Annotated in this window: 29 protein-coding genes and 1 riboswitch; of the genes, 18 read left to right on the top strand and 11 right to left on the bottom strand. The window is 72.6% G+C overall.

The features are described 5' to 3' along the window. Window positions 1-41 precede the first annotated feature (41 nt). Window positions 42-141: riboswitch (glycine riboswitch) on the top strand. Between the two features lie 175 nt (window positions 142-316). Beyond that, window positions 317-3,202, top strand: coding sequence for an aminomethyl-transferring glycine dehydrogenase (gene gcvP / locus OG392_RS06330; protein ID WP_329276496.1), 2,886 nt, complete (start codon window positions 317-319; stop codon window positions 3,200-3,202). A 91-nt stretch (window positions 3,203-3,293) separates the two neighbouring features. Here the strand turns inward: gcvP and OG392_RS06325 are convergent, their stop codons facing one another. Then, entirely contained in the window at window positions 3,294-3,500 is a 207-nt protein-coding gene (locus OG392_RS06325) for a DUF5999 family protein (RefSeq protein ID WP_329276494.1), read from the bottom strand. 332 nt (window positions 3,501-3,832) lie between these two features. Further along, window positions 3,833-4,423, bottom strand: a complete 591-nt coding sequence (locus OG392_RS06320) for a hypothetical protein (RefSeq protein ID WP_329276492.1) — start codon at window positions 4,421-4,423, stop codon at window positions 3,833-3,835. A 480-nt stretch (window positions 4,424-4,903) separates the two neighbouring features. Here OG392_RS06320 and OG392_RS06315 point away from each other — a divergent pair, with 480 nt between their 5' ends. Together OG392_RS06315 and OG392_RS06310 are read left to right on the top strand one after the other, a co-directional pair. Then, window positions 4,904-6,403 carry a glutamate--cysteine ligase gene (locus OG392_RS06315; protein ID WP_329276490.1) on the top strand — a complete coding sequence of 500 codons (1,500 nt, stop codon included), beginning with the start codon at window positions 4,904-4,906 and terminating at the stop codon, window positions 6,401-6,403. Window positions 6,404-6,525: 122 nt separating this feature from the next. After that, window positions 6,526-7,308 carry a CPBP family intramembrane glutamic endopeptidase gene (locus OG392_RS06310; RefSeq protein WP_329276488.1) on the top strand — a complete coding sequence of 261 codons (783 nt, stop codon included), beginning with the start codon at window positions 6,526-6,528 and terminating at the stop codon, window positions 7,306-7,308. 127 nt (window positions 7,309-7,435) lie between these two features. Here the strand turns inward: OG392_RS06310 and OG392_RS06305 are convergent, their stop codons facing one another. Then, on the bottom strand, window positions 7,436-8,245 hold the full coding sequence (locus OG392_RS06305; RefSeq protein WP_329276487.1) for a PhzF family phenazine biosynthesis protein: 810 nt from the start codon (window positions 8,243-8,245) through the stop codon (window positions 7,436-7,438). Between the two features lie 292 nt (window positions 8,246-8,537). Between OG392_RS06305 and OG392_RS06300 the strand changes: the two genes are divergently transcribed. Further along, window positions 8,538-9,152 carry a PadR family transcriptional regulator gene (locus OG392_RS06300; RefSeq protein ID WP_329276486.1) on the top strand — a complete coding sequence of 205 codons (615 nt, stop codon included), beginning with the start codon at window positions 8,538-8,540 and terminating at the stop codon, window positions 9,150-9,152. 76 nt (window positions 9,153-9,228) lie between these two features. Here the strand turns inward: OG392_RS06300 and OG392_RS06295 are convergent, their stop codons facing one another. Next, window positions 9,229-9,657, bottom strand: coding sequence for a type II toxin-antitoxin system Rv0910 family toxin (locus OG392_RS06295; protein WP_329276484.1), 429 nt, complete (start codon window positions 9,655-9,657; stop codon window positions 9,229-9,231). Window positions 9,658-9,726: 69 nt separating this feature from the next. Beyond that, window positions 9,727-9,951, bottom strand: coding sequence for a hypothetical protein (locus OG392_RS06290; protein ID WP_329276482.1), 225 nt, complete (start codon window positions 9,949-9,951; stop codon window positions 9,727-9,729). Window positions 9,952-10,147: 196 nt separating this feature from the next. Here OG392_RS06290 and OG392_RS06285 point away from each other — a divergent pair, with 196 nt between their 5' ends. The 3 genes from OG392_RS06285 (at window position 10,148) to OG392_RS06275 (ending at window position 13,055) form a co-directional block, all read left to right on the top strand. Beyond that, window positions 10,148-10,783 (top strand): Clp protease N-terminal domain-containing protein, encoded by a 636-nt coding sequence (locus tag OG392_RS06285; protein WP_443054690.1) that lies wholly within the window; start codon window positions 10,148-10,150, stop codon window positions 10,781-10,783. 41 nt (window positions 10,784-10,824) lie between these two features. Further along, window positions 10,825-11,913, top strand: coding sequence for an EamA family transporter (locus OG392_RS06280; RefSeq protein ID WP_329276481.1), 1,089 nt, complete (start codon window positions 10,825-10,827; stop codon window positions 11,911-11,913). A gap of 176 nt (window positions 11,914-12,089) precedes the next feature. Then, window positions 12,090-13,055: a DMT family transporter gene (locus tag OG392_RS06275; protein ID WP_329276480.1), complete on the top strand. Its 966-nt coding sequence runs from the start codon at window positions 12,090-12,092 to the stop codon at window positions 13,053-13,055. Between the two features lie 78 nt (window positions 13,056-13,133). Here the strand turns inward: OG392_RS06275 and OG392_RS06270 are convergent, their stop codons facing one another. Both OG392_RS06270 and OG392_RS06265 read right to left on the bottom strand, forming a co-directional pair. Then, complete coding sequence (locus OG392_RS06270) at window positions 13,134-13,778, bottom strand: FMN-binding negative transcriptional regulator (protein ID WP_329276478.1); 645 nt, start codon at window positions 13,776-13,778, stop codon at window positions 13,134-13,136. A 24-nt stretch (window positions 13,779-13,802) separates the two neighbouring features. Beyond that, complete coding sequence (locus OG392_RS06265) at window positions 13,803-14,528, bottom strand: pyridoxamine 5'-phosphate oxidase family protein (RefSeq protein WP_329276476.1); 726 nt, start codon at window positions 14,526-14,528, stop codon at window positions 13,803-13,805. A 35-nt stretch (window positions 14,529-14,563) separates the two neighbouring features. Between OG392_RS06265 and OG392_RS06260 the strand changes: the two genes are divergently transcribed. Further along, a complete protein-coding gene (locus tag OG392_RS06260) occupies window positions 14,564-15,898 on the top strand; it encodes an aminotransferase class I/II-fold pyridoxal phosphate-dependent enzyme (protein ID WP_329276474.1) in 1,335 nt (444 codons plus the stop codon). 73 nt (window positions 15,899-15,971) lie between these two features. Here OG392_RS06260 and OG392_RS06255 read toward each other — a convergent pair whose 3' ends face one another. Continuing rightward, complete coding sequence (locus OG392_RS06255) at window positions 15,972-16,970, bottom strand: DMT family transporter (protein WP_329276472.1); 999 nt, start codon at window positions 16,968-16,970, stop codon at window positions 15,972-15,974. 73 nt (window positions 16,971-17,043) lie between these two features. On the opposite strand from OG392_RS06255, the gene OG392_RS06250 reads away from it, so the two are divergent. Then, on the top strand, window positions 17,044-17,946 hold the full coding sequence (locus tag OG392_RS06250; RefSeq protein ID WP_329276470.1) for a LysR family transcriptional regulator: 903 nt from the start codon (window positions 17,044-17,046) through the stop codon (window positions 17,944-17,946). An 83-nt stretch (window positions 17,947-18,029) separates the two neighbouring features. Here OG392_RS06250 and OG392_RS06245 read toward each other — a convergent pair whose 3' ends face one another. Continuing rightward, window positions 18,030-18,497, bottom strand: coding sequence for a pyridoxamine 5'-phosphate oxidase family protein (locus OG392_RS06245; protein ID WP_329276468.1), 468 nt, complete (start codon window positions 18,495-18,497; stop codon window positions 18,030-18,032). A gap of 78 nt (window positions 18,498-18,575) precedes the next feature. Here OG392_RS06245 and OG392_RS06240 point away from each other — a divergent pair, with 78 nt between their 5' ends. Next, complete coding sequence (locus OG392_RS06240; RefSeq protein ID WP_329276466.1) at window positions 18,576-19,319, top strand: cysteine hydrolase; 744 nt, start codon at window positions 18,576-18,578, stop codon at window positions 19,317-19,319. Here the strand turns inward: OG392_RS06240 and OG392_RS06235 are convergent. Beyond that, window positions 19,306-19,707 (bottom strand): Rieske (2Fe-2S) protein, encoded by a 402-nt coding sequence (locus OG392_RS06235; RefSeq protein ID WP_329276464.1) that lies wholly within the window; start codon window positions 19,705-19,707, stop codon window positions 19,306-19,308. The genes OG392_RS06240 and OG392_RS06235 overlap by 14 nt on opposite strands. 137 nt (window positions 19,708-19,844) lie before the next feature. Here OG392_RS06235 and OG392_RS06230 point away from each other — a divergent pair, with 137 nt between their 5' ends. Further along, entirely contained in the window at window positions 19,845-20,999 is a 1,155-nt protein-coding gene (locus tag OG392_RS06230; RefSeq protein ID WP_329276462.1) for an AraC family transcriptional regulator, read from the top strand. Between the two features lie 127 nt (window positions 21,000-21,126). Next, entirely contained in the window at window positions 21,127-21,735 is a 609-nt protein-coding gene (gene lepB / locus OG392_RS06225; RefSeq protein WP_329276460.1) for a signal peptidase I, read from the top strand. Window positions 21,736-21,750: 15 nt separating this feature from the next. Here lepB and OG392_RS06220 read toward each other — a convergent pair whose 3' ends face one another. After that, the gene (locus tag OG392_RS06220) at window positions 21,751-22,371 is read right to left on the bottom strand and encodes a TetR family transcriptional regulator (RefSeq protein ID WP_329276458.1); all 621 of its coding nucleotides are present in this window, start codon (window positions 22,369-22,371) and stop codon (window positions 21,751-21,753) included. 196 nt (window positions 22,372-22,567) lie between these two features. Here OG392_RS06220 and OG392_RS06215 point away from each other — a divergent pair, with 196 nt between their 5' ends. The 6 genes from OG392_RS06215 to OG392_RS06190 all read left to right on the top strand — a co-directional run bounded on the left by OG392_RS06215 (window position 22,568) and on the right by OG392_RS06190 (window position 26,486). Continuing rightward, the gene (locus tag OG392_RS06215; RefSeq protein WP_329276456.1) at window positions 22,568-23,248 is read left to right on the top strand and encodes a DUF6230 family protein; all 681 of its coding nucleotides are present in this window, start codon (window positions 22,568-22,570) and stop codon (window positions 23,246-23,248) included. 164 nt (window positions 23,249-23,412) lie between these two features. Continuing rightward, window positions 23,413-23,946, top strand: coding sequence for a DUF6114 domain-containing protein (locus OG392_RS06210; protein ID WP_329276453.1), 534 nt, complete (start codon window positions 23,413-23,415; stop codon window positions 23,944-23,946). Next, entirely contained in the window at window positions 23,943-24,728 is a 786-nt protein-coding gene (locus OG392_RS06205) for a DUF6230 family protein (protein WP_329276451.1), read from the top strand. Before OG392_RS06210 ends, OG392_RS06205 begins: the two co-directional genes overlap by 4 nt. Beyond that, window positions 24,722-25,120 (top strand): DUF6114 domain-containing protein, encoded by a 399-nt coding sequence (locus OG392_RS06200; RefSeq protein ID WP_329276449.1) that lies wholly within the window; start codon window positions 24,722-24,724, stop codon window positions 25,118-25,120. The genes OG392_RS06205 and OG392_RS06200 overlap by 7 nt, the downstream gene beginning before the upstream one ends. Beyond that, window positions 25,117-25,749 (top strand): hypothetical protein, encoded by a 633-nt coding sequence (locus OG392_RS06195; protein WP_329276447.1) that lies wholly within the window; start codon window positions 25,117-25,119, stop codon window positions 25,747-25,749. Before OG392_RS06200 ends, OG392_RS06195 begins: the two co-directional genes overlap by 4 nt. Continuing rightward, window positions 25,746-26,486, top strand: coding sequence for a DUF6230 family protein (locus OG392_RS06190; RefSeq protein ID WP_329276445.1), 741 nt, complete (start codon window positions 25,746-25,748; stop codon window positions 26,484-26,486). The genes OG392_RS06195 and OG392_RS06190 overlap by 4 nt, the downstream gene beginning before the upstream one ends. The last annotated feature ends 9 nt before the right edge of the window (window positions 26,487-26,495 follow it).

The raw sequence follows: 26,495 nt of genomic DNA, 5'->3' as shown, positions 1-26,495 counted from the left end.
GATGGAAGCCGCAACCGCGCTGGTAGGCTGGCTGTGGCTGTCGACCCTGTGCGGGAGAGTCCCCCGGAGAAACCTTCCGGAGGGCGCCGAAGGAGCAAATCCTCCCCGGAATCTCTCAGGCCCCTGTACCGCGCGGACGAGGTCACTCTGGAAAGCAGAGCGGTGTCCACGGCATGCGCTCTCACCGACGGTGAAAGCCGGCGTGCCCTAGGCGTGCCGGTGAAACTCTCAGGTTGAGATGACAGAGGGGGAGGCCGTCCGGGTACCCGCGCCGTGGTGCCCCTCGCAGGTCGTGACGACCAGGAGGCCTCCGTACATGACCGCCAACCGCATTCCGCTCTCCGAACTCGAACAGGGCATCCCGTTCGAGCAGCGGCACATCGGGCCCGACGCCGAGGCGCGCGCCAAGATGCTCGCCCAGGTCGGTTACGGCTCCCTCGACGAGCTCACGGCCGCCGCGGTGCCGGACGTCATCAAGAACACCGAGGCGCTGGGCCTGCCGGCCGCGCGCACGGAGGCCGAGGTGCTCGCCGAGCTGCGCACGCTCGCCGACCGCAACCAGGTCCTCGCGCCCATGATCGGTCTCGGCTACTACGGGACCTTCACGCCGCCGGTGATCCTCCGGAACGTGATGGAGAACCCCGCCTGGTACACGGCGTACACGCCGTACCAGCCGGAGATCTCGCAGGGGCGCCTCGAGGCGCTGCTGAACTTCCAGACCGTCGTCGCCGACCTGACCGGTCTGCCCACCTCCGGCGCTTCGCTGCTCGACGAGGGGACCGCCGCCGCCGAGGCCATGGCCCTCGCCCGGCGCGTCGGCAAGGTCAAGAACGGTGTCTTCCTCATCGACGCGGACGCCCTGCCGCAGACGATCGCCGTCATCGAGACCCGCGCCGAGCCGACCGGTGTCGAGGTCGTCGTCGCCGACCTGAGCGAAGGCATCCCCGCCGAGGTCGCCGAGCGCGGTGTCTTCGGTGTGCTCCTCCAGTACCCCGGTGCCTCCGGTGCCGTGCGGGACATCAAGCCGCTCATCGACGCCGCTCACGAGCTCGGTGCGATCGTCACCGTCGCCGCCGACCTGCTCGCGCTCACCCTGCTCACCTCGCCCGGTGAGCTCGGCGCCGACATCGCCGTCGGTACGACGCAGCGTTTCGGCGTTCCCATGGGCTTCGGCGGTCCCCACGCCGGTTACATGGCCGTCCAGGACAAGCACGCCCGCTCCCTGCCCGGCCGTCTCGTGGGTGTCTCCGTCGACGCCGACGGCAACCGCGCGTACCGCTTGGCCCTCCAGACCCGCGAGCAGCACATCCGCCGCGAGAAGGCCACCAGCAACATCTGTACCGCTCAGGTGCTGCTCGCGGTCATGGCCGGTATGTACGCCGTGTACCACGGCCCCGAGGGGCTGCAGGGCATCGCGCGCCGCACCCACCGGTACGCCGCGATCCTGGCCGCCGGCCTCACCGCCGGGGGCGTGGAGCTCACCCAGGGTGCCTTCTTCGACACCCTCACCGCCCGTGTGCCCGGCAAGGCCGACGCGGTCGTGGCCGCCGCCCGTGAGGCCGGTGTCAACCTCTTCCGCGTCGACGCGGACCACGTGTCCATGTCGTGCGACGAGACCACCGGGCGCGCCCAGCTCGCTGCCGTGTGGGGCGCCTTCGGCGTGACCGCCGACATCGAGGCCCTGGACGCCACCACCGAGGACACGCTGCCCGCCGGGCTGCTGCGCTCCGACGCGTACATGACCCACCCGGTCTTCCACGCGCACCGCTCCGAGACCTCGATGCTGCGCTACCTGCGCAAGCTCGCCGACCGCGACTACGCGCTCGACCGCGGCATGATCCCGCTCGGCTCCTGCACGATGAAGCTGAACGCGACGACCGAGATGGAGTCGGTGACCTGGCCCGAGTTCGGTCAGATGCACCCCTTCGCCCCGGTCGAGCAGGCGCAGGGCTACCTCACGCTCATCACCGAGCTGGAGGAGCGCCTCTCCGAGGTCACCGGCTACGACAAGGTGTCGATCCAGCCGAACGCCGGCTCGCAGGGCGAGCTGGCCGGCCTTCTCGCCGTCCGTGCGTACCACCGTGCCAATGGTGACGAGCAGCGCACCGTCTGCCTCATCCCGTCCTCCGCGCACGGCACCAACGCCGCCTCCGCGGTGATGGCCGGCATGAAGGTCGTCGTCGTCAAGACCGCCGACGACGGCGAGGTCGACGTCACGGACCTGCGTGCCAAGATCGAGCAGTACCGCGACGAGCTGTCCGTGCTGATGATCACCTACCCGTCGACGCACGGCGTCTTCGAGGAGCACGTCGCCGACATCTGCGCCGAGGTCCACGAGGCCGGCGGTCAGGTGTACGTCGACGGTGCCAACCTCAACGCGCTCGTCGGTCTCGCCAAGCCGGGTCACTTCGGCGGCGACGTCTCGCACCTGAACCTGCACAAGACGTTCTGCATCCCGCACGGCGGTGGCGGCCCGGGCGTCGGCCCGGTCGGTGTCCGCGCCCACCTCGCCCCGTACCTGCCGAACCACCCGCTCCAGCCCGCCGCGGGCCCGGAGACCGGCGTCGGCCCGATCTCGGCCGCCCCGTGGGGTTCCGCGGGCATCCTGCCGATCTCGTGGTCGTACGTGCGCCTCATGGGCGGCGAGGGCCTCAAGCGCGCCACCCAGGTCGCCGTCCTCGCGGCGAACTACATCGCCAAGCGCCTCGAGCCGCACTTCCCGGTGCTCTACACCGGCCCGGCCGGTCTGGTCGCCCACGAGTGCATCGTGGACCTGCGTCCGCTGTCCAAGGCGACGGGCGTCACGGTCGACGACATCGCGAAGCGCCTGATCGACTACGGCTTCCACGCGCCGACGATGTCGTTCCCGGTGGCCGGCACGCTGATGATCGAGCCGACCGAGTCCGAGGACCTGACCGAGCTCGACCGCTTCTGCGACACGATGATCGCGATTCGGGCCGAGATCGAGAAGGTCTCCTCGGGCCAGTGGCCCGCCGAGGACAACCCGCTGCGCAACGCCCCGCACACCGCGGCCGCGCTGGGCGGCGAGTGGGACCACGCCTACACGCGGGACGAGGCCGTCTTCCCGGCCGGTGTCTCGGCCGCCGACAAGTACTGGCCGCCGGTCCGTCGCATCGACGGTGCCTTCGGCGACCGGAACCTGGTCTGCTCCTGCCCGCCGCTGGACGAGTACGACAACTGAGCACGATCGTGGCCGCGTACGACGGTCGCGTGTGAATCGAGGGCCGGTTCGGAGCACGTCTCCGGGCCGGCCCTCGGCGGTGCGCGTGCCGTCAGGCGGCGGTCGTCACCTGCCCCGCGGACAACGGCCGGTGCGGGGCGATGATCTGCCCGTCCGGCAGCAGTTCGCCGGTGTCCTCGAAGAGGAGGACGCCGTTGCACAGCAGGCTCCAGCCCTGTTCCGGGTGGTGTGCCATCAGTCGGGCCGCCTCACGGTCGGCGGAGTCGGCGGTGGGACAGGCAGGCTGGTGCTGGCACATGGGTGGGTTCTTTCGCTGCGTCGTAGTGGATGTCCTGCGGCTCTTCGCGCTCATCGCCGCCCCCGTCGGTCGGTTCGGTTCCTCTCCCAGTCTTGCCCCATGGACGGTCTTCCGCAGGGATTTCGCGGCAGCTCGTCCTTTCCTGGGAAGACGCATCACCCGCAGGGGCGGTTCAGGTCAACTGCACCGTCTCTTTGGGTGGTTCGGAGTGGTCCCAGTGGGCTAGTCCGTCCGGGAGGGGTGTTCGGGCGATGCGTTCGGGCCCGGTTCTCGGACAGCAGTGCGCCCCGTGACCCGGGCGGGTCACGGGGCGGTGACGCCCGTGCGGTGGATCAGGCGGGCGCCGCCGAGCCCAGGAGGGGCGGCGGCGCGAGGCGCGTACTGAGCACGGGCAGGAGATCGGCGACCTGGTACGGGCGGTGTGCCGCGATCCCCGGCGGTGCGGGTGCCAGCGGCACCATGAGATCCGCCTCCGCCGGGGTGGTGGTGGAGCCGTCCGCCTCCGGGTCGGCGTGCAGCCAGAGGGTGAGCATGTAGAGCTCCGGTACGGAGAGCAGCCGCGGCTGGTACGGGCCGGGCAGTGCCTCGGCCTGGAGCAGCGCCCGCTCCGTCGCGGTGACGTAGGGCCCCTCGAAGAAGTGCGAGAAGGACCAGCCGTCCGGGGTCAGCATGGTGTCCGCGGCGGCGATGGCCCGGCCCCCGTTCCTGATCAGGAAGCGCCAGCCGGCGAGGCGGGTGCGAGGGGCCTGTCCGGGTGTCCCGGCGACGCCGAGGACGTGCACGGGCAGGGGGAGTTCGGGGCTCAGTGGTCCCTGCGCGGCCCGCAGGGCGGGAGTTCGCGCCTCGCGGACGGCGGTCGGTGAGCCGAGGGCCGCGAGGACACTGCGGAGGGCCGGCGCAGGGGCCGGGGAGGGTCGGAGCATGGTGGGTCGCCTCTCACTCAGGAGACACGGTGACGCGTGGGCAGGTACGACGGCGCTGTCGGCGGCGGGGCCAGAGGAGGGCCATGAGGCCATGACCGGGCGCCAACACTCTGCCTCGTCCGCGGAGTTTATACGACACGTGTTCACGGAGTGTTTCCGCTAGACGTCGGCGATATTCCTGGCAAGGAGTCATCAAGCCGTAAAACAAGGGCCGTAGAAGCGGAATCCAGGGGTGGTGGCGCTCCCACCTGCGTATTCCTTGCGAAGCCGGTCGGCTGAATTCATGCCCCCGGTTCCGGGACAATAGGACATTGGTATATGTCGATTGTTCCGTGCCGTTGGGATGTGACGGTGGGGCACAGCATCCAGCCTATCCTCCGACGGCCCTCCTTCGCAGGCGTTGTGGATCAGCGGGGTGGGCATCATCGTCCGTGACGCGCGGCCGTCCTGGCGGCCGCCCAATCGCGGAGGGACGCTTCGATGGGGGAGAAGGTCGTGGCCGACGGGTTCGGCCCGTCCGACCGGCAGCAGTACCGGAGAAAGCTCCAGCAGTGCCTCGCGGGGCTCGCGAGGCTTCTGGCGGAGAAGAGGTTCGACCGTCCACGGAATCTCATGGGCGTGGAGATCGAACTCAATCTGGCCGGTGCCGACGGACTGCCCCGCATGCTGAACGGGCCGGTTCTCGAAAAGATCGCAAGTCCCGATTTCCAGACGGAACTCGGAATGTTCAATCTCGAAGTGAACATCGCGCCGCACCAGCTCGACGGGCGCGTATTCGACCGGCTCGCGGAGGAGATCGGCACCGGAATCGGATACGCCGACCGCAAGGCCGCGGAACTCGACGCGGGTGTCGTCATGATCGGCATACTGCCGACCCTCACCCAGGACGACCTGGTGCCCGGGACCCTCTCCTCCGCGGACCGCTACACGCTGCTCAACGACCAGATCCTCGCGGCCAGGGGCGAGAACTTCACCCTGGACATCCACGGGGTGGAACGGCTCCAGTGCACCTCGGAGTCGATCGTCCCGGAGGCGGCCTGCACCTCGGTCCAGCTCCACCTCCAGGTCACACCGGCCCGCTTCGCCGCCGTGTGGAACGCGGCCCAGGCGGTGTCGGGGGTCCAGATCGCGCTCGGCGCCAACGCCCCCTTCGTCTTCGGCCGTGAACTGTGGCGCGAGTCCCGCCCGCCGCTGTTCACGCAGGCCACCGACACCCGGCCGCCCGAACTCCAGGCCCAGGGCGTCCGGCCGCGCACCTGGTTCGGGGAGCGGTGGGTGGACTCGGTGTACGACCTCTTCGAGGAGAACCTGCGTTACTTCCCCGCGCTGCTGCCGATCTGCGACGAGGAGGACCCGCTCCTCGTCCTCGACCGGGGCGGGGTCCCGCGCCTCCAGGAGCTCGTCCTGCACAACGGCACGGTCTACCGCTGGAACCGGCCCGTGTACGGCTGGGTCGACGGCGTCCCCCATCTGCGCGTCGAGAACCGGGTCCTGCCGGCCGGGCCGACCGTCACCGACGTCATCGCCAACGCGGCCTTCTACTACGGCCTCGTCCGGTCCCTCGCCGACGACCCCCGGCCCGTCTGGAAGCGCATGGCCTTCGAGGACGCGGAGGCCAATTTCGACACGGCCTGCCGGCACGGCATCGAGGCGGAGCTGCGATGGCCCCGTTCCGGCCGGGCCGGGGGCGTCGCGACCGTCCCCGCGGTGCGGCTCGTCCTCGACGAACTGCTGCCGCTCGCGGCGTCCGGGCTCGACGCCTGGCACATCGAACCCGCCGACCGTGACTTCTACCTCGGCGTGATCGAACAGCGCTGTCTGCGGCGGATGAACGGCGCCTCCTGGCAGGCCGACACCTTCCACAAGGCGCTGGAGGCGGGCCTCGACCGGGAGGCGGCGCTCGCGGCGACCACCCGCCGCTACCGGAGCCTCATGCACGCGGGGGAGCCGGTGCACACCTGGCCCGTCGGGATCGACTGAGCGCGGCTCCCGGGGTCGCGGGCGGAGGCGGTGGCCGATCATGGCACAGTGATCGGGATGCCGCCGGAACGGCGTCCGTGCGCGACAGGGAAGTGGAGACAGGTGTGGTGTCGGACCAACGAGTGAGTGACGCTTCCCTGCCTCCCGACGGGCTCTCGCGCCGAGTGCTGCGCAACGAGACGCTCATCGTCCTCGCGCTCTCGCTCGGGGCGAGCGCCCTGTCGTCCCTCATCAGCTTCATCGGCTCGCTCACCAAGTCCGGGGCATTGAGGGAACAGGCGGCCACGCTCAACGGCTCGTACGCGCCGGGACGGCCCTGGCTCGACCTGTCCTGGCAGCTCTTCGGCATCGCCTCGGCTCTCGTGCCGGTCCTGCTCGTCGCCCATCTGCTGCTGCGGGAGGGCTCGGGGCTCAGGGCCATCGGCTTCGACCGGACCCGGCCCTGGCCCGATCTGGGTCGCGGGACGCTGGTCGCGGCGGGCATCGGCAGCGCGGGCCTCGCCTTCTATCTGGCGGCGCGGGCGACCGGCTTCAACCTCACCGTGGTGCCCGAGTCGCTGCCCGACGTGTGGTGGAAGTACCCGGTGCTGATCCTCTCGGCGATCCAGAACTCCGTTCTGGAGGAGGTCATCGTCGTCGGGTATCTGCTGCGCAGACTCGGGCAGTTGGGGTGGACGCCGATGGCCGCGCTGGTGGCGAGCTCGGTGCTGCGCGGCTCGTACCACCTCTACCAGGGGATCGGCGGGTTCGTCGGCAACGTGGTGATGGGCGTGGTCTTCGTCCTGCTGTACCGGCGCTGGGGGCGGGTCGGGCCGCTGGTCGTGGCGCACGCGCTGCTCGACATCGTGGCCTTCGTCGGATACGGGCTCCTCGCGGGCAAGGTGGGCTGGCTGCCCACGGTATGAGGGCCTGGGCTCCGGGTCGGCCTCGGGCTCGGCGTCGCGGTCTCGGTGTCGGCTTCGGCTTCGCCGAGTGCGAGTGAAGGGGGTACCGGTTCTCCGTACCCCCTTCAGTCGTTCCGCGAGTGCGCGGTCAGGCGTGCAGGTCGCCCTCGATGACCGTGACGGCGTGACCGTTCAGGAGGGTGCGGTCGCCACGCAGCCTCGTCCGGACGATGCCGGTGCGGGCGCCGCCCTGCAGGCCGGCCAGGTCGTCGCGGCCGAACCGGGCCGACCAGTAGGGGGCGAGCGCGGTGTGGGCGCTGCCGGTCACCGGGTCCTCGTCGATGCCGACGGCGGGGAAGAAGCCGCGGGAGACGAAGTCGTAGCCGCCGTCCGGCTGCTGGGCGGCGGCGGTGGCGATGATGCCGCGGGTCGAGAGGGCCATCAGGGCCGCGAGGTCCGGCGCCAGGGCGCGCACGGTGGCCTCGTCGCGGAGTTCGACGACGAGGTCGCCGATGTGGTCGGCCGTGTCGTGGACGGCGACGACCTCGGCGCCGAGCGCCTTCTCCAGGCCGTCCGGGACGGGGACCGGGGTGAGGGAGGAGGTCGGGAAGTCCATCGTGATCGTGCCGTCGGTCTCGGCGGTGGCGCCGAGGAGGCCGCAGCGGGCCGCGAAGCGGACGGGGCCGCTCGCCGTACCGGTGGAGTGCAGGACGTGGGCCGTGGCCAGCGTGGCGTGGCCGCACATGTCGACCTCGGTGGTGGGGGTGAACCAGCGGAGGGCCCAGTCGGCCTCGCCGCCGGCGGGCAGCGGGTGGGCGAAGGCCGTCTCGGAGAGGTTGACCTCAGCGGCGACCCGCTGGAGCCAGGCGTCGTCCGGGAAGGAGTCCAGGAGCAGGACTCCGGCCGGGTTGCCGGAGAAGGGCTGGTCGGTGAAGGCGTCGACGATTCGGATCCTCATGGCGCCGACCGTACCGGGGGCGGATTCTGGCGGGCCAAGGCCAATCGCGGGGAACTGGACCGACCGGGCGCGCACCGCGCCCTTTCGGTTGTGGGCTCACGACCTGGGCGGATGAGCGCTGGGGTGCGCTCGGCGGCGGAGACGGGCGGAGCCGCTCGGTCGTGAGCCGTGTGTGGGGGAGTCGCCGGTCAGGGGCCCTCCAGTCGGAATGCTTGCTCGCCGAACAGTTCCGATATATCGTTGAGGCATCGCGACAGTTCAGCGAATGAATCCCGATGGAAGGAGCGTTGCGATGCGTTCACATGGACACGAGTACGGAAACGGACACGGAGCCGGCCGTGGAGGCTGCGGCCCCGGGCCTCGCGGTGACTTCGAAGGACGACGCGCGGCGTTCGGTCCCTTCGGGCCGGGCTTCGGCGGCGGTGGCCCCTTCGGTGGCGGACGCGGTCACGGGGGCGGCCGGGGGCGGGCGCGGCGCGGCGACGTGCGTGCCTCGATCCTGGCGCTCCTCAAGGACCGCCCGATGCACGGCTACGAGATGATCAGGGAGATCGGCGAGCGCAGCGACGGGGCCTGGCGGCCCAGCCCCGGCTCGGTCTACCCGACCCTCCAGATGCTGGAGGACGAGGGCCTGATCACCAGCGCGAGCGAGGGCGGCAAGAAGCTGTTCACGCTCACCGACACCGGACGCGCCGAGGCCGAACAGGGCCCCGACGCGCCCTGGGAGGACGCCGGGCGCGGTGTCGACTGGGAGGCCATGAACGAGATCCGGCAGGCCGGCTTCGGTCTGATGGAGGCGTTCGGGCAGGTCTGGAAGGCCGGCAGCGCCGAACAGCGGAAGAAGGCCGTCGGCGTGATCAACGAGGCCCGCAAGAAGCTCTACCTCATCCTGGCCGACGAGGACTGAGCCCGTGCCCGAGAAGGGCCGGGAGCGGTCGAAGGGCCCCGTGGCGACTGCCACGGGGCCCTTTCGTCCGTCCGGATCAGGCCACCAGGCCAGAGAGCTTGCGCAGCGACTCCGTCAGGGCCGCCGTCGCCGAGTCCTTGAGCTTGCCCGCCATGAGCGAGACCGCCGCGCCGGTGAACTCGCCGTCGATCCGCACGGTCGTGGCGTCCCCGTCCGGCGCCAGCGAGTAGCGGGTGGTGACGAGCACGCCCATCGGGCCCTTGCCCTTGATGGCGAAGGCGCGCTCGGCCGCCAGCTCCTCGACCGTCCAGAGCACCTCGGCCGGGAAGCCCATCAGCTTCATGTTCTCCGTGAAGGTGGCACCCGCCTCGAGGGTGGCCGGGCCGCCGTTCGGGAAGTTGGTGTGGGTGGCGTTCCACTCGCCGTACGAGGGGAAGTCCACGAGCTGTGCCCAGACCTTCTCGGCCGGTGCCTCGATCCGTGCCTCCGCGCTGACTTCGGCCATGAGACCACCCCTTCACGCGTGCCTGCTGGGTTCCGGTGTCGCGGAACGTAGCCGGGCGGCCGTGAACATTCAATACTGATGAACCGTCAGTTCTGCGGCGGTCGGCCCGGCCCCGTCGCCGATCCACCAGATCTCGGACGCGTCGAAGCTGTCGGAGGCCCGTGGCGCCCCGTCCTCCTCGTGACAGTGGAAGGCCGCCCAGAACAGATCGGCCGGCAGTGCCTCCCGGGGTGCGTAGACCCGGTAGACGTACTGCCGCCCGTCGCGCGCGAGCAGAGCCACCATCCAGAACACGATCGGAAGACGTGGCGGACCGGGACCGTGGTTGCGTCGGGGGCGCAAGGCAAGGCGGCGCGCGCCCCGGGAGGGCAACGCGCGTGATCTCATCCGTAAGGAGGAGGAACCGCGCGCGCGTGCCCAACTCCGGTGGGATGCGGACATGCTTCTCCGCGGCGATGACCCGGCCGCCCGCGCCTGATGAGGTGGGAGAGTGCACCGTCCCGTCCCGATTCCTCAGCAGCCGCTCCGGCAGCCCGCCGCCCCGCGCGCGGAACTCGCGCCCTTCCTGACGCCGTCCCTGATGACGGTCGTGACCGGCGCGCGCCGAAGAGCCCTCCGGGACGGCGACCGGCAGATCGACACCGCCCACCTCCTGCACTCGCTCATCGAGTCCGATCCCGAGGCGGGCGCCGTCTTCGAGGGCGGTCAGCAGCTCGCCCGGGTCCTGGGCTACCTCGTGCAGCGTTCCATCGGATACGGGCTGCGCTGGCAGCGCTCCGTCGAGGAGTCGGGGGCCGGCCGACTGCTGCCCGCCAGCCGTGGGTCCGGTGGGCAGGACGGCCGGGCCTCCGGCTGGTCGCCCGCCGCGACCGTGGCCCTGGAGGAGGCCTTCCGGCGGGCCGCCGCGCGCGGGGACACCCGGGCGCGCGGTCTGGACCTCCTCGCAGTCGTCGCCGCCGATCCGGAGAGCCGGGCCGCCGAGGTGCTGCGCCGCGCCGGCGTCGATCCGGCAGCGCTGAACGCCCGTGCGGGAGCCCCGGCCGGGGCCCGTGCGGAGGCCGGTCCGGCCGCGCTGGCGGAAGGATCCGTTCCGTGGCGTGACGGGGGTCCGTCTCAACAGGTGTGACAGGGGTTACGCCCCTGACCGCGCCCTGTCATCATGGCCCGATGCACGCGTCTCAGGGGAGAAGCGCCGGCCTGGGACTAGCCCTGGCCTCGGCCTTCGCATTCGGTGGTTCAGGAGTGGCGGCCAAGCCGCTCATCGAGGCGGGACTCGACCCGCTCCATGTGGTGTGGCTCCGGGTCGCCGGCGCCGCGCTCGTCATGCTCCCGGTGGCGTGGCGCCACCGTGACCTCCTGCGCCGCAAACCCGCTCTCCTGGTGGGCTTCGGGCTGCTCGCCGTCGCCGGTGTCCAGGCCTTCTACTTCGCCTCGATCTCCCGCATCCCCGTCGGCGTCGCCCTGCTCATCGAGTACCTCGCCCCGGCCCTCGTCCTCGGCTGGGTCCGCTTCGTCCAGCGCAGGCCCGTCACCCGCGCCGCCGCCCTCGGCGTCGTCCTGGCCGTCGGCGGTCTCGCCTGTGTCGTCCAGATCTGGTCGGGGCTCACCTTCGACCTCGTCGGCCTCCTCCTGGCGCTCGCCGCCGCCTGCTGCCAGGTCGGCTACTTCGTCCTCTCCGACCAGGGTTCGGGAGAGGCCGAACAGGCAGACCCCATCGGCGTCATCGCGTACGGGCTGCTCATCGGCGCGCTCGTCCTCACCGTCGTCGCCCGGCCGTGGAGCATGGACTGGGCGCTGCTCGGCGGCAGCGCCGACATGGACGGCACCTCCGTGCCCGCGTGGCTGCTGCTCGGCTGGATCGTGCTGATCGCCACGGTGCTCGCGTACGTCACCGGCGTCGTCTCGGTGCGTCGGCTCTCGCCGCAGGTGGCGGGTGTCGTGGCCTGTCTCGAGGCCGTCATCGCGACGGTGCTCGCCTGGGTGCTGCTCGGGCAGTACCTCGACGCGCCGCAGATCATCGGCGGCGCGGTGGTCCTGGTCGGAGCCTTCATCGCCCAGTCGTCGACACCGAAGGCACCTGCGGCGGTACCCGTGGCGGGGTCGGCGGCGGATCTCGGTGTGGTGGACGCGGCTGGTGTGGGAGGTGCGGCAGGAGTGGCGCGTGCTGCTGGTGTGGCGGACGCGGTCGGCGTGACGGGCGCTGGTGGTGTGGCGGACCGTGATACCGGCTTGTCCGCGCGACGGACCGGGCCCTAGGGTGCGGATCATGCATTCGACCGTGCTTCCGCCTCCCGCCGCCTAGCGCGCGCGGAGACTCTCCTCGACGAAGACCGGGCTCGGCCGGGCGACCCTTCGCCCCCGAGCGGTTCGTCGCTGCCCGCGCGCGGAGCCGAGCGACCACCCTTCCCTCCTGTCTTCCACGGAGACCTCACGTGTCGAACTCCTCGGAATCCGCCCTGTCCGTCGGGCGGAGCCTGCTCTATCTGATCGTCGCCGGGATCGCCTGGGGCACGGCCGGTGCCGCCGCCTCGCTGATCTTCCGCGTCAGCGACATGGGCCCGCTGGCCCTGTCCTTCTGGCGTTGCGTCGGCGGTCTCGTCCTGCTGCTCGGGGCGCTCGCCCTGCGGCCCCGGCGCCCGGCCGCCCGTACCACCGCGGAATCGCGCGGCCGCCGGACGGCCCGCATCCTCGGTACGGGGATCGGGCTGACCGTCTTCCAGAGCGCCTACTTCGCCGCCGTCGAGGCCACCGGCCTGGCGGTCGGCACGGTCGTCACGCTGGGCGCGGGCCCCGTCCTCATCGCGGTCGGCGCCCGTCTCACCATGGGCGAACGCCTCGGCCGGGGCGGCATCACCGCCGTCACCGGGGCGCTCGCCGGGCTCTTCGTCCTCGTCCTCGGCGGCGGGGCGGCGGAGGTCCGCCCGCTGGGTGTCGTCCTCGCGGTCGTCTCGGCGGCCGGATACGCGGCGATCACCCTCCTCACGCGCTACCTCGGCCGGGACGGCGGCCGCTCGGACGCGCTGTCCACCACGACCTGGGCCTTCGCGATCGGGGCGGCCGGGCTGCTGCCCGCGGCGTTCGCGGAGGGAGCCGTGCCGCACACGGACGCGCCGGTCGGCGTGCTGCTCCTGCTCGTCTACGTGGCCGCCGTGCCGACCGCGCTCGCCTACGCGCTGTACTTCGCCGGGGCGGCGGTCGTCCGGGCCGCCACCGTCTCCGTGATCATGCTTCTGGAGCCGGTGAGCGCGGCCGTGATCGCCGTCTCACTGCTGGGTGAGCGGCTCACCGCCGCCGTCGTGCTCGGCACGCTGCTGCTGCTGGCCGCCGTCACGGGCCTCGCGTTCGCCGAGGCGCGAACGGCGACGGCGCAGCGGAGGCGGGAGGCCGTGGCGGTGTAGGCCGGGAGGGTGCGGGCCGTGCCGGTGCGGGCGGTGCGGCCGGCGCCCGCGGCGGGGGGCTCGGGTGCCCCGCCGCGGTCAGTCGGCGGTGCGTCGGCGCAGCTGGTGGCCGCGCGCCGCCCGGTCGCGGGGGCCGTCGCGCTCGGCCAGCCGCTCCATGACCCGGTCCTGGACCTCCTGCGGCTTGTTCCCGGCGTACTTGAACTTGGCCCGCACCTCGGTCACGTCCAGGCGCAGCACCCGGATTCCCGACAGCATGCGGCCGAACGGCGCCTCGCCGGGAGCGGCGGGGGCCGTGCCGCCGTCCGGCTGGAAGTGGGCGACCTGGCGGTTGAGGAGCTCCGCCTTCTCCGCCGGATCGTCGACCACGTGCGCGGTGCAGCGCAGCTGGACGGCGGCGTAGTAGGAGGTGGGCGTGCCGTGCGCCGTCGGCGTCCCCTCGGGGGCCGTCCAGGTGCCCGGCACGAAGACGTAGTCGTCGACCACGCCGAGGAGCACCGTCGGGTTCGCCTCCAGGGCGCGCCACAGCGGGTTCGGGCGGGCCAGATGGGTCAGCACCCGGCCGTACGGGCCGGGCTCGGCCTCGTACCGGAAGTGCATCGGCTGCACCCACGGCGGCTCTCCGGGCAGGCCGTTCACGGCGAGCTGGCCGAAGTCGTGGCGGGAGAGCCAGTCGCGCCACTCGCCCTCGTCGTGGGGGGCGTCCCAGGGGTGGATCAGCATCGTCCGTCGCTTCCTCGTCCGCCTCTAGAGCGCGGTCAGGTAGTCGGGCAGGGCGACGGCCGGGTCGAGGTCGTCGGCCGGGACCGGGACGCCGTAGCCGCCGCGCACCGGGACCACGCCGGACCAGTGGGGGAGGCCGAGGTCCTCGGCGTCGTCGTTGGGGCCGCCGGTGCGGACCTTCGCCGAGACCTCGTTCAGGTCCAGACGGATCACGGCCGTGGCGGCGAGCTCCTTGGCGTTCGCGGGGCGCGAGTCGGCGGAGCGGCCGGGAACGACCTGGTCGACCAGGGCGTCGAGGGCGATGCGGAGTTCCTCGGGGTCGGTGACCTGGTGCGCGGTGCCGAGGACCACGACCGAGCGGTAGTTGAGGGAGTGGTGGAAGGCGGAGCGGGCGAGCACGAGGCCGTCGACGTGGGTCACGGTCAGACAGACGGGCAGGCCGGGGGCGGCGACGCCGTCGCCTGCCGCGCGCAGCGGCCGCGAGCCGGTCGAGCCGTGCACATAGAGGCGGTCGCCGACGCGGCCGAAGAGCGTCGGGAGCACGACCGGCGCGCCGTCCCGCACGAACCCCAGGTGGCAGACGTACGCCTCGTCGAGTATCGAGTGGACCAGGGCCTTGTCGTACGACGCGCGCTGGCGGGAGCGGGTGGGGACGGTCCGGTCGGTCGGCGTGTACGTGTCGGCGACGGCAGCGGTGTCGGCGGCCTCGGCGGAGGTCCTGTCGGCGGCCGTGTCGGCGGTGGTGCTCATTGCGTTCTCCATTGCACTAGTGCATACTTGTGTTTGTGCTAGGAGAGTATCGGATCGAAGGTCGTCGTGCATCGGACATCGCCGCGAGTGTGGAGCGGGGGGTGGGGCTCGGAGCGCTCGAACCCGGCCGACTCCTGCCACCCATGAGGGAGTTGGCCGGCCTGCTGGGCGTCAACCCGAACACCGTCGCCGCCGCCTACCGCACCCTGCGCGAACGCGGCGTCATCGAGACCGACGGGCGGCGCGGCAGCCGGGTGCGCCCGCGGCCCGCCACGACCGCGCGCGGCTCGATCCGCGTGGAGGCCCCCGCGGGGGTCAGGGACGTCAGCAACGGCAGCCCCGACCCCGCCCTGCTGCCCCCGCTCGGCGAGGCCTTCGCCGAGGTCGCGCGGAGGTACGCCGAACGGCCCGGCATGTACGGAGAGGCTCCCGTCGACGAGGAGTTCGGGCGCCTCGCGCGCGCCGCCTTCGACGCGGACGGGGTGCCGGACGGTCCCATCGGCGTCACGTCCGGGTCCCTCGACGCCGTCGAACGGGTACTCGCCGTGCACCTGCGGCCCGGCGACGCCGTCGCCGTCGAGGACCCGGGCTGGGGCAGCCTCCTCGACCTGGTGCCCGCGCTCGGACTGCGGCCCGTGCCGATCGCCGTCGACGACGAGGGGCCGCTCCCCGAGGCGGTCGAGCGCGCGATCACGAAGGACGGGGCGCGGGCGGTGATCGTGACGGACCGGGCGCAGAACCCGACCGGCGCGTGCGTGACCCGGGCCCGCGCGGGGGAGCTGCGGCGGGTGCTCGCCGGGCATCCTGGTGTGCTGCTCGTCGAGGACGACCACGGACATGGGATCGTCGCCCAGCCGCTCCACCCGCTGGCCGGGGGCACCGACCACTGGGTGCTGATCCGCTCGGTCGCCAAGGCCTACGGCCCGGACCTGCGGATCGCCGCCTTCACCGGTGACGCCGAGACCGTCGACCGGGTGCTCGGCCGGCAGCGGCTCGGGCCCGGCTGGGTCAGCCGGCTCCTCCAGCGGACCGTCGCGCACCTCTGGGCCGCGGAGGCGGTGGACCCGGCTGTGGTCGCGCGCGCGTACGGGAAACGGCGCGACGGACTCGTACGGGCGCTGGCCCGGCGGGGCGTCGAGGCGCACGGCCGCAGCGGCATGAACGTGTGGGTGCCGGTGCCCGACGAGACCGGGGCGGTGGCGGGACTGGTGGCCGCGGGGTGGGCGGTGGCGCCGGGGGCGCGGTTCCGGATGGAGACCGGGCCGGCGGTGCGGGTGACGGTGTCGGGGCTCGCCGTGACGGAGATCGAACCGCTGGCCGAGGCGGTGGCGGCGGCGGTGGGGCCGGTGACGGCGCGGAGCTATGGGTGAGCCCTGACCCGTGGCCGGGCCGCTTGTGTGGGCATCCGCTCCGCCCCGGCGGAACGGATGCCCACAACGGGGGTCACGGCGTGGGGGCGTGGGCTCGGTCGGGGGAAGTGGTCGCGGTGGGTGTGCGGTTGCCCGCGATGGGGGGCGGCGGCGGGGTTCGGTGGGGGCCTCGGGACTGGGTGAGGGCCGCGCCCGCCAGGACCACCAGTGCGCCCACCGGCGTGTTCCACGTCAGTTGTTCGTTCAGGAGCACCACTCCCGCCGCCGTCGCGATCACCGGGATGAAGTACGTGACCATCGCCGCCGTCGTCGGGCCGACCTCCGCCACCACCCCGTACTGCAGCAGCATCGCGTACCCCGTACCGAGGGCGCCGAGTGCGATCACCGCCAGGAGCGGGAGTACCTCCACCGACTTCGGAAGCGAGGTGAACAGCGGTGTGACGACCGCCAGTTGCAGGGTCGCGAGGCCCACCTGGGAACCCGCGAGCGAGAGGTTCGAGGCACCTGTGCCGCTCAGTGTCCTTCGGACGTAGATCCAGCCGACCGCGTAGCTGAACGAGGCCAGCAGGGCCAGCGCCGTGCCCGTCACGTCGACGCCCGAGAAGCCCTGCCAGGCGCCGAGGACCGTGAGCACCCCCATGAAGCCGATGCCCAGGCCCGCCGCGCGCACCCGGGTCGGGCGGTCCTCGGAGAGCGCCACGAGGGAGAGCAGCATGCCCCACAGCGGCGTCGTCGCGTTGCAGATGCCCGCGAGCGTCGACGGGATGGTCAGCTCGGCGTACGCGAAGAGGGAGAACGGCAGCGCGTTCAGGAGGAACGCCGCCACCGTCAGATGGCCCCAGACCCGGGCACCGCGCGGCAGCCGGTCCCGCTTCACGACCAGGGCGACGGCGAGCACCGCCGTACCGAAGAGAAGCCGCCCGAAGGTCACCTGGAACGGTGCGAAGCCCTCCGTACCGACCTTGATGAAGACGAAGCTGAAACCCCAGATCAGGGCCAGTACGCCGAAGCGGACGCGCCAGTCGAGCAGACGGGGGGCGGAGGACGCGGTGGGTGGGGCTGCGGGGCTCATGCACTCAGGGTGACGGCCGCCACCTCTTAGGACAAGCGAGAATTCCTCGACCCCTTCCCTTAGTATCACTTACATGTTGAATCTGGAGCGCCTGCGCACCCTCGACGCCGTCGCCCGGCACGGATCGGTCAGCGGTGCGGCCGACGGACTCCACGTCACCACGTCCGCCGTCTCCCAGCAGCTGTCCAAGCTGGAGCGCGAGGTCGGACAGCAGCTGCTCGCCAAGAACGGCCGGGGCGTGCGGCTCACCGACGCCGGTGTGCTGCTCGCCGAGCACGCCGCGCGGATCCTCTCCCAGGTGCAGATGGCCCAGGCCGACATCGAGGCCCAGCGTGGCCAGGTCGTGGGCGAGGTGCGGGTCGCCGCCTTCCCGACGGCTGCCCGGGGCCTCTTCCCGGCCGCGCTCGCCGCCCTGCGTCAGGGGCACCCCGACCTCCGGGTCCGTACGACGGAACTGGAGCCGGAGAACGGCGTGCGCGCGGTGCTGCGCGGCGACGCGGACCTCGCGCTCGTCCTGGACTGGAGCAACAAGCGGGCGCCCGTGCCCGGCGGCCTCGAGCGTGCCCATCTCCTCGACGACGCCGCCGACGTGGCCCTGCCCGCCGGGCATCCGCTGGCCGGGCGGGAGTCGGCGGACCTGGTGGACTTCGCCGACGAGGAGTGGGTCTCCTGGCCCGAGGGCGAGTTCTGCCACGACTGGCTGATGTTCACGCTGCGCTCGCAGGGCATCGAGCCGCGCATCGGTCATCTGGCGGGGGAGCACCACACACAGCTGGCGCTCGTCGCGGCGGGGCTCGGCGTGTGCGTCACGCCCCGGCTCGGGAGGCCCGTGCCGGAGGGGGTCGTCTTCGTGCCCGTACGGCAGCAGGTGCGACGCCACATCTACGCCACCTGGCGCGCCGACGCGGGCCGCCGGCCCTCCGTGCGGGCGGTCGTCGGCGCGCTGCGGGCGGCGGCCGAGCCCTTGGGCAGCTGACCCGGGGTAGGCCCGGTGTCCTGCCCTCCTCGGCGCGCGCCCCTGCCGTCGCCCCCCGGCGCGCCGCCCGTCCGCGCCCTCCGTCAGAGGCCCCCGAGTTTGCGGAAGTCCCAGGACGCGACCGCGTCCGGGGTCAGTCGCATCCAGGCGTGCCTTCCGTCGTGCGGCATCGCGTCCAGGCCGAAGTTCTTGGCGGCGAAGAGCTGTTCCGGCACGTCGAGTTCGGGGCAGGGCTCGCCCGTACGCGGGGCCTCGCCGATGAAGGTGACGGTGCCCGACAGCTCCACCCCGCGCAGTTCGCCGTAGTCCTCGCCGTCGTCCACCACGACGGCGATCCTCGGGTCGGCGCGCAGTTCCGCCCAGCGGCGGCTGCGCGTCAGCGAGTACAGCCAGAGCGAGCAGCCGTCCCAGGCGAACCAGAGCGCGCTCACGTGCGGGCGGCCGTCGGCGGAGACGGTCGCGACCCGGCAGGTGCGCTGTTCGGCGAGGAAGGAGTCGAGCTCCGCCGGGGTCATCATGATCCGGCGTCCACGGCGCTGTGCGACGGTCATCGTCCGCACCCTTCTGGATTTCTGATGAGACGTCAGAAAGCATGGAGGGCCATTCGCACGCGTGCAAGGGGAGAGACCATGGAGCAGAGGGCGAGAGAGCGGCTCGGGGAGCGGATCCGGCCGGACGGCGGGGTCGTGCTGCTCACCGTCGAGTGTCAGCAGGGGGTCGTCGGACCGGAGAGCGCACTGCCCGAACTGGCCGCCGCCGCCCGCGCGTCGGGGGTCCTGCGGAACGTCGCCCGGCTGGTGGCCGCCGCGCACGAGGCGGACGTCCAGGTGATCCACGCGGTCGCCGAACGGCGCCCCGACGGGCGGGGGGCCAACAGCAACGCCCGGCTCTTCCGGGCCGCCGCCCGGCTTCCCGTACAGCAGCACAGCGGGAGCACGGCGGTACGGATCGCCGAACCGATCGAGGTCGCCGAGGAGGACCTCGTCGTACGGCGGCTGCACGGGCTCTCGCCGCTCGCCGGGACGGATGTCGACCCGCTGCTCCGCAATCTCGGCTGCCGGACCCTGATCGTCACCGGAGTCTCCGCCAACGTGGCCGTGCCCAACGCCGTCTTCGACGCCGTGAACCTCGGCTACACCGTGGTCGTGCCCGGGGACGCCATCGCGGGGGTGCCGGCCGACTACACCCCCGCGATGATCCGTCACACCCTCGCGCTCGTCGCCGCGATCACCACGACCGACGAGATACTCGCCTGCTGGAAGCTCCCCCGGCGGGCCGGGCGAGCGGAGAACGCGTCGGCCGCCGGAACCCCCGCGAACTCCGGGGATTCCGCCGACCCGGGTGGCGCCGGGAGCGCCGTCAGCCCAGGCTGATCGCGTCGCCGACCACCTGGATCGGTGTCGGCGGCAGGGGGGAGCCGGCCGGGCCGGACTTCACGCTGCCGTCCGACACGTCGAACTGGCTCTGGTGGCACGGGCAGACGATGACGCCGTCCTTGACGCTGCTCACGACACAGCCCGCGTGGGTGCACTTCGAGGAGAAGGCCTTGAACTCCCCGGCCTTCGGCTGGGTGATGACCACGCCCTTGTCGGCGAGGATCTTGCCGCCGCCCACCGGGATGTCCGCGGTCGACGCGAGCGTCTCCCCCTCCGCCGGCGCGCCCTGGTCGTCCGTGCCTCCGCCGCCGCAGGCGGCGAGTACCGCTACGAGCCCCGTGCCGCTCGCCGCCGCGACGACCGTCCGGCGTGCCACTCCGCTCATGTGCTGCCCTCTTTCCTCGTGCGTTCGGTGCAGTGGTGCTCCTGCCCGAAGGTACGGCTGTGACCTGTGTCCCGTTCACAGGATCGGGCGTTCGCCTCCTTACAGTTCTTACTAGAGTGTCTGATCCTGGACATCTGATGATTGAACTGTCCATCGGACGGGAGGCGACGGGCATGCTGACGGGGTCGGTGAGTGCCCATCACGTACGCGCCGTGCTGCTGGCCGCCGAGCGCCGCGGAGTCGCCGCCGGGCCGCTGCTCGCCCGCGCGGGACTGCCCTCGGAGCTGATCGAGGAGCACGGACCGTCCCCGACACACGAGCGGGTCCCGGCCCGGGTGCCGGCCGAGCAGTTCGGACAGCTCGTCAGAATGCTCTGGGCCACCCTCGACGACGAACTCATCGGCTTCGGCGGCGCGCCCAGCAAGGTCGGAACCTTCGCGATGATGGCCCATGTCGTGGTCCACGGCAGCCGTGACCTGCGCGAGGCGCTTCGGCGGGCGGCCACCTTCTACTCCCTCTTCCCCGGCGGACCGCGCTTCCGCCTCGTCGAGCCGGGGGCGGACGCCACCTGGACCGACGGTCTCGACGAGGCCCGGGTGGAGTTCGACGTCTCGGGGTACGACGACCCCCTCCACTTCGGCGTCGAGTCCACCGTCCTCGTCGCGCACCGCTTCGCCGGCTGGCTCGTGCGACGCCGGATCGGTCTGCGCCGCGTCGAGTTCGTCCACCCCGAACCCCGGCACGCGCGCGAGTACGCCCTCCTGTTCGGTGCGCCCTGCGTCTTCGGCGCCGCGCGAACGACCGCCGTCCTCGACCGGGCGGACCTCGACGAACCCGTCCTGCGGGACGCGGCCGCGCTCAAGGTCTTCCTGCGTCGCGCCCCCGTCGACGTGCTCGTCCGCGCCGACTACGGCAGTACGGCGACCGGCCGGGTACGGCATCTGATCGGACGGTCCCTGCCCGCCGGGCCGGTGCCCACGCCCGAGGAGCTCGCCGACCGGCTTGCCGTCAGCCCGCAGACCCTGCGCCGCCAACTGGCCGCCGAGGGAACCACGTACCAGCGGCTCCGTGACCAGGTGCGGCGCGACCACGCCCTCGCCGAGCTGACCGGCGGCCGCATCTCGATCGAGGGGCTCTCGCGCCGGCTCGGCTTCTCCGAACCCAGCGCGTTCCACCGGGCGTTCCGGCGCTGGACCGGCGAGACGCCCCGCGCCTACCAGGCCAGGGCGCGGGCCCGTGCCCACCGGGGCGCACCGTCCCCGACGCCGGGCGCTCCCGGTCAACAACCCTGAGCGGTACGGTCACAGCCTCCGTCCGCCGCCCGTCCTACCGTCCCGCCATGACCGAGATCCACCGGTCCGGAGCCCTCCGGCGCCCGGACTCCCGCCGTGCTCGTCCCCGCCCGCGTGCCGGGTCCCGATGACCGTGCGCCGGGCGGCCGGTGCCGCCCTCGCGGCCGGGGTGGTGCTCTGCCTCGTCGCCGGGGTGGCGGTGACGGCCCTCGGTGTACGGGTCGACGGCACGAGCATGACGCCGACCCTGCGGGAGGGGGACCGGATCCTCGCGGTACCCGGCTCCGCGGGGGAGGCGCGCCGCTTCGACGTGGTCCTGCTGCGGGCCGCCGGGAGGGACGCCCTCCTGGTCAAGCGGGTGATCGGCCTGCCCGGCGACCGGGTCGGCATCGTCTCCACGCCGGAAGAGCCCTTCCAGGTGCTGCTGCAGGAAGGGGGAGCGGGCCCGGTGCGGCGGGTCGTGGCGCCGCAGTGGGCGGCGCGGGTCCACCGTACGGGCGCCTGCTGCGGTCCCGACGGGACCCGGTCCGCGCGGTCAGAGCTGCGGACCGTGCCCGAGGGGTCGTTCTTCTACCTGGGCGACAACCCCGATCTGTCGGACGACTCGCGGGCGTACGGCTGGGGCGACCTCGCACGGATCGAGGGCCGGGTCGGTGTGCGGGCCTTCCCGGTCTCCGCGTCCCCGGACCTCGGCAACCGGCCGGTTCTGGAGGAGTACCGGGGGCCGGGGCCTTAGGGGGTGCCCAGTCGATCAGGCCGGGCTCGCGGTCGCGGGCGGGACCGCCTCGTGACCTGTGCTGAGGGCCACGCGGACCACGGTGTCCGCGACGCGCCGGGCCGACTCCTCCGGCGAGGGGCCGGCCTGGACGATGTGGCTCGCCGTGAGCCGGACCGCCGCGTCCACGGCGAGTTCGCGTGCCACCGGGTCGATCGTCGGCCAGGCCTCCGTGACGTACGCGTCCGCCATCGCCGTCGCCGTGTCGAAGGCCGCCGCCGAGCGGGTGGTCAGATAGGAGAGGAGGCCGTCCTCGCCAGTGCTCGTCAGCATGGCCCTGACCAGCGGGTTCCGGCCGGCCAGCGTGAGAGTGAAGCCGACGGATGCCTCGACCGCCGCGCGCAGGTCGTCCCGGTGGGCGTCCAGGCCCTCCTGGATGCCGACGAGACAGCGCTCCAGCTCGCGCTGGAAGAGGGCCTCGCCGACCGCCTCCTTGGAGGGGAACTCCGAGTACAGGGTCTGGCGGCTCACTCCGACCGCGCCGGCCAGGTGCGACATCCGCAGCTTGTCGAATCCGCGGTCCGCGACCGCCTCGTACGCGGCGTCCAGGAGGCGCTCGCGCAGCAGTGTCCGGACCGTTTCCCTGAACCGTGGCATCGGCCAAGCCTAGTCCAGCGGGAATTCTTCCCAGGATTGTCCGAAGTGTTGACACTCCATAAGAGAGTGTCCAATTCTCAAACAGGCAGCCGCAAAGTGTCATCCGTCTCCGACCGGCCACATCCGGCCGCGGGACGCACGGCTGCGTACACATCCCCACCCGCGCGCCTTGTGCGGGACGACGGTTGGAGAACACATGCAGCACGAGCCCAGAGGCGTCACCCGCTGGCGCAGATCCGCGTTCCTCGCCGTGCCCGCCACGGCGGCCGTCGCCGCCATGGCCACGGCCATGGTGCAGGGCGCCCTCGCCGCGAACCTCTCGCTGACCAGCGTCCCCTTCACCCTCAGCTCGAAGACGGTGGCGGCGCCGCAGGGCATCGGCGCGGTCATGCACACCATCGACGCCGGCGGGGCCAGGGGCGCCGCCGAGGTCGGCATCGCCAAGGCGGGGCTCGACGGCATCTGCGTGCACGCCGTCCAGTCGGTCGACCTCCCGGTGATCGGCAGCCTCGGCACCTGGTCGCTCAACATCTCCTCGCCCGCCGCGGCCACCCCGCTGACCAGCGACCAACTCGTCGCCGGAGGCGGACTCCAGGCCGACAAGCTGGTCCTGGACGCCCAGTCGCTCAAGGCCGCCACGGCCACCCTCAACGCGAGCGACACCACCCCGAACGTCATCGGCGCGGCCGCCGACGGCGCCGGGATCAAGGGCACGGGCATCAACGACGGCACTCCGGGCCAGTTCGGTCTGGACGCCAGCGGTGGCCGCACCGACATCAAGAACCTCAGCGCCGACGCCAACGGCGCCACGATCTCCGGCGCGATCACCCTGCCGGACCTCGCCATCGGCATCGTCCACGGCGACAAGGGCTGCTGAGCCCGCACCCGCACCGTCCGGCCCGCCACCCGGACCCGCGTCGTCCATCCCCCGACACCCGGGCCCCTCACCTTCCGGCCCGCCGGCACCGGCCGGGTTCCGTGCCTCCCCCGGGGCACGGCCTCCGGTCCCACCCGCCCCCGACCCTCACCTGCGAGGCCCCCATGACCGCCGATCCACCGCCCGAGCCGACCGCCCGTCCCGAGCCGCTCGCCGACCCTGCCCCGGGTTCCGAGGCGCTCGCCGCCGCGACCTTCACCGACCCGGCTGCGCGGAGCGGCGGGGCCCGCGCGGCCTTCCGGCGCTGGCGTCGCACCCGGCCGTTCTGGGCGACGGTCTGGACCGCGCTGGGCGGCTTCATCATCTTCTTCCTGCCGATGGCACCGCTCGGGAAGATCCTCCAGGTCGGCGTCGGAGGGATCGCGGGCATGGCGGGCGGCGTCGTCCTCATGGCGATGGCCCTCCTCATGCTGCTGCTGCCCGGCCAGCGCCACACCGCCGGTGTCATCGCGGTGATCGCGGGCGTCGCCTCCTTCCCCCTGTCGAACCTCGGCGGGCTCTTCGCCGGCATGACCCTGTCCGTCCTCGGCGGGTCCATGGCCTTCGCCTGGCTCCCCGAGAAGCCCGCCAAGCGGAGTGGCGGCCTCTTCCGCCGGACCGGGCCGGGCGGCGTACCCGTGGGGAGCGGATCCGTATGAGGTACGGCCCGTTCGACACCGGCGGCGTCGGCCCGGTCCTCGCCCGGACGAGGACCGCCGGAATCCGTGCCGCCGCCGACTGGAACGCCCGGATGCTCGCCGAGGCCGCCGACGGCACCCGGCGCGGCACCCGCTGGGGGCGCGGCGCGCTCGCCCTCGTCCCCTCCGCCCTCGCCATCGGCGCCCTCGGCGCCGCGCTCGCGCAGGGCGCGCTCGCCGCCAACTTCAGCGTCGCGGGGCAGCCGTTCACCCTGACGTCCAACGGCGTCGAGGGCAGTGGCTTCGGCGCCATCGTCAACACCCCGCCCGTCGGCCGCCCGGACGGCACCACGACCACCAACACGGCGATGGCACGGGTCGGTTTCGCCAGCGCCGGGCTCGCCGGGCTCTGCGGGATCGTCCACCAGACCATCGCGGGCGTCCCGTACTCGCTGCTCCTGACGGGCGGCCAGAAGGTGACGGCCACTCCGCCGACCACCTTCACCACCGACATCGACGCCTCGAACCTCTACATCCAGGCCACCGAGCTCCGGGCGTACGGACCGACCACGCTCCAGAACGCGGTCCTCGGCCAGTCCGCCGACCAGGTCACCGTCGCCGGCAAACCGCTCACCGGTGCGCTGCCCGGCGGGTTCGGGCTGGGCTCGGCGGGTGGCGAGGGCGGCAGCTCCATCACGCTGCACGGACTCGACGCCACCGCCTACGACGCCGAGATGGCGGGCGCGCTCGTCCTGCCCGACCTGAAGATCAGGGTCGTCGCCGGAACGGCCACCACATGCTGAGCCGGCTCGCGCACGCGCACGCGTGGTTCCGGGCCTTCCGCCGCACGCGCCCGTTCTGGGGCGGGGTGTGGCTGGTGGCCGGGGGGTGGACGGTCCTCAAGTTCTCCCTCAGTTCCCTGCAGCTGATCGTCAGCACGGGCTTCGGGGGAGTAGCCGGCTACCTCGTCGGCGGCGGGATGATCCTGTGCGGTCTCATCCCGCTGGCACTGCCCGGCCAGCGATACACCTTCGGACTCATCGGCGTGGTCCTCGCGGTCGTCTCGCTCGTCGTCTCCAACCTCGGCGGCTTCCTGCTCGGCATGGTGCTCGGGGTCCTCGGCGGCTCCATGACGGTCGGCTGGGGCCTCAAACGGCCCCGCCGCCGGGCGGCTGCGGGGGAGGTGGAGGGGTGAGCGGCCACGCGGTGCGGCCGGCCGGGGCGTGGCGCCGGGCCGTGGCGGTCACGGCCGCCCTCGTACTGGCCGTCGTGACCGCTCTCTGGTCCGGTCAGCCGAGCCGCGCCGCCGTGGCGTCGGCAGTCGTCGAGCCGATGGGCGTGCCCTTCCTGCCCTCGCCCGACCCGCTCCACGTCACCATCGCCAGCATGGTCGCCGTCTCCATGACCGTCCGGAAGAACGTCACCATCAGGCTCTCCGACGGCACGACGCGGATCACCAACCAGTACACCTTCACCAAGCTCAAGATCCGCTCGCACATGAACGTGACCCAGCGGGCGGCGGGTCACACCGTCACCATCGACGTCCCCGGCGAGGGCTCCCTCGGCGGCTACGACAGCGCGGGCAGGCCCGAGACGACCACGATGTGGGGCAGCATCTCCCACGTCTGCGTCCGCGTCCTCGTCAAGATCTGCGGAGTGCAGGGACTCCTCGACTTCTTCGGCTCCCTCATCCCGCTCACCGCGGGGGCCGAGGACTTCGTCGGGGACGTCTACGCGATCCGCACGGTCGACGACCACGCGGCCCTCGACTCCACCGACAACCCCGTCCACCTTCCCGGGACCATCACGGTGACCACGCCATGAACCCTGAGCGGCAGCAGGCCGCCTCCAAGGGCCGGGTGAGCTCCCTCGGCCACGGGGCGGAAGGGAGCACCCACTGGCGCCGGTCCCTCGCCGTCGCCGTGCCCGCGCTCCTGGCGGCCGCCGGCCTCGGCTCCGCCATGGCGAGCGGCGCGCTCGCCGTCGGCCTCCGGATCCAGGACCGGCCCGTCGACTTCACGACCAGCAGTCTGTACGGGACGCAGTACGGCGCCGCCGTCGTCGACCAGCCCGTCGTACGGCCCGACGGCTCGGCCGGATCCGTACGGGTCCTCCGCATGGGATTCGCGGACGGGATGATCAACGGCCTGTGCCTGAGCCAGCGCCAGCAGATCGCGGGAGCCACGTACACGCTGCTCCTCACCCTCGGCGACGACGACCCGGGCTCCTGGGAGATCAGGACGAAGAACACCGTCCTCGACCTGCGGAACGCCACCGGGGTCCTCGACATGGACGGCGTCGTCGACCTCAACACCGACGGCGCCGACGTGAAGACCGTCAAGGACGCGAGCGGGGCGTACGTCGTGAACCCGCTGAACAGCCCGCGGCACCGCTTCGGCATCCAGGCGCGGTACGCCAAGTTCGACCGCATCGTCGGCACGGCCCAGGACTTCCAGATCCCGGGCCTCCTCACCTCACCGGGCCTCACGCTCTCCGTACGACCGGGCACCGTCGCCTGCCCCGCCCCGGCGGCGCCCACCGGGACCCCGGGCACCCCGTGACAGCCCGGC

It is taken from the genome of Streptomyces sp. NBC_00691 (assembly GCF_036226665.1).
Lineage (GTDB): Bacteria > Actinomycetota > Actinomycetes > Streptomycetales > Streptomycetaceae > Streptomyces.
Note: the sequence above shows the minus strand (reverse complement) of the source record. Positions and strands in the feature narration are given on the sequence as shown.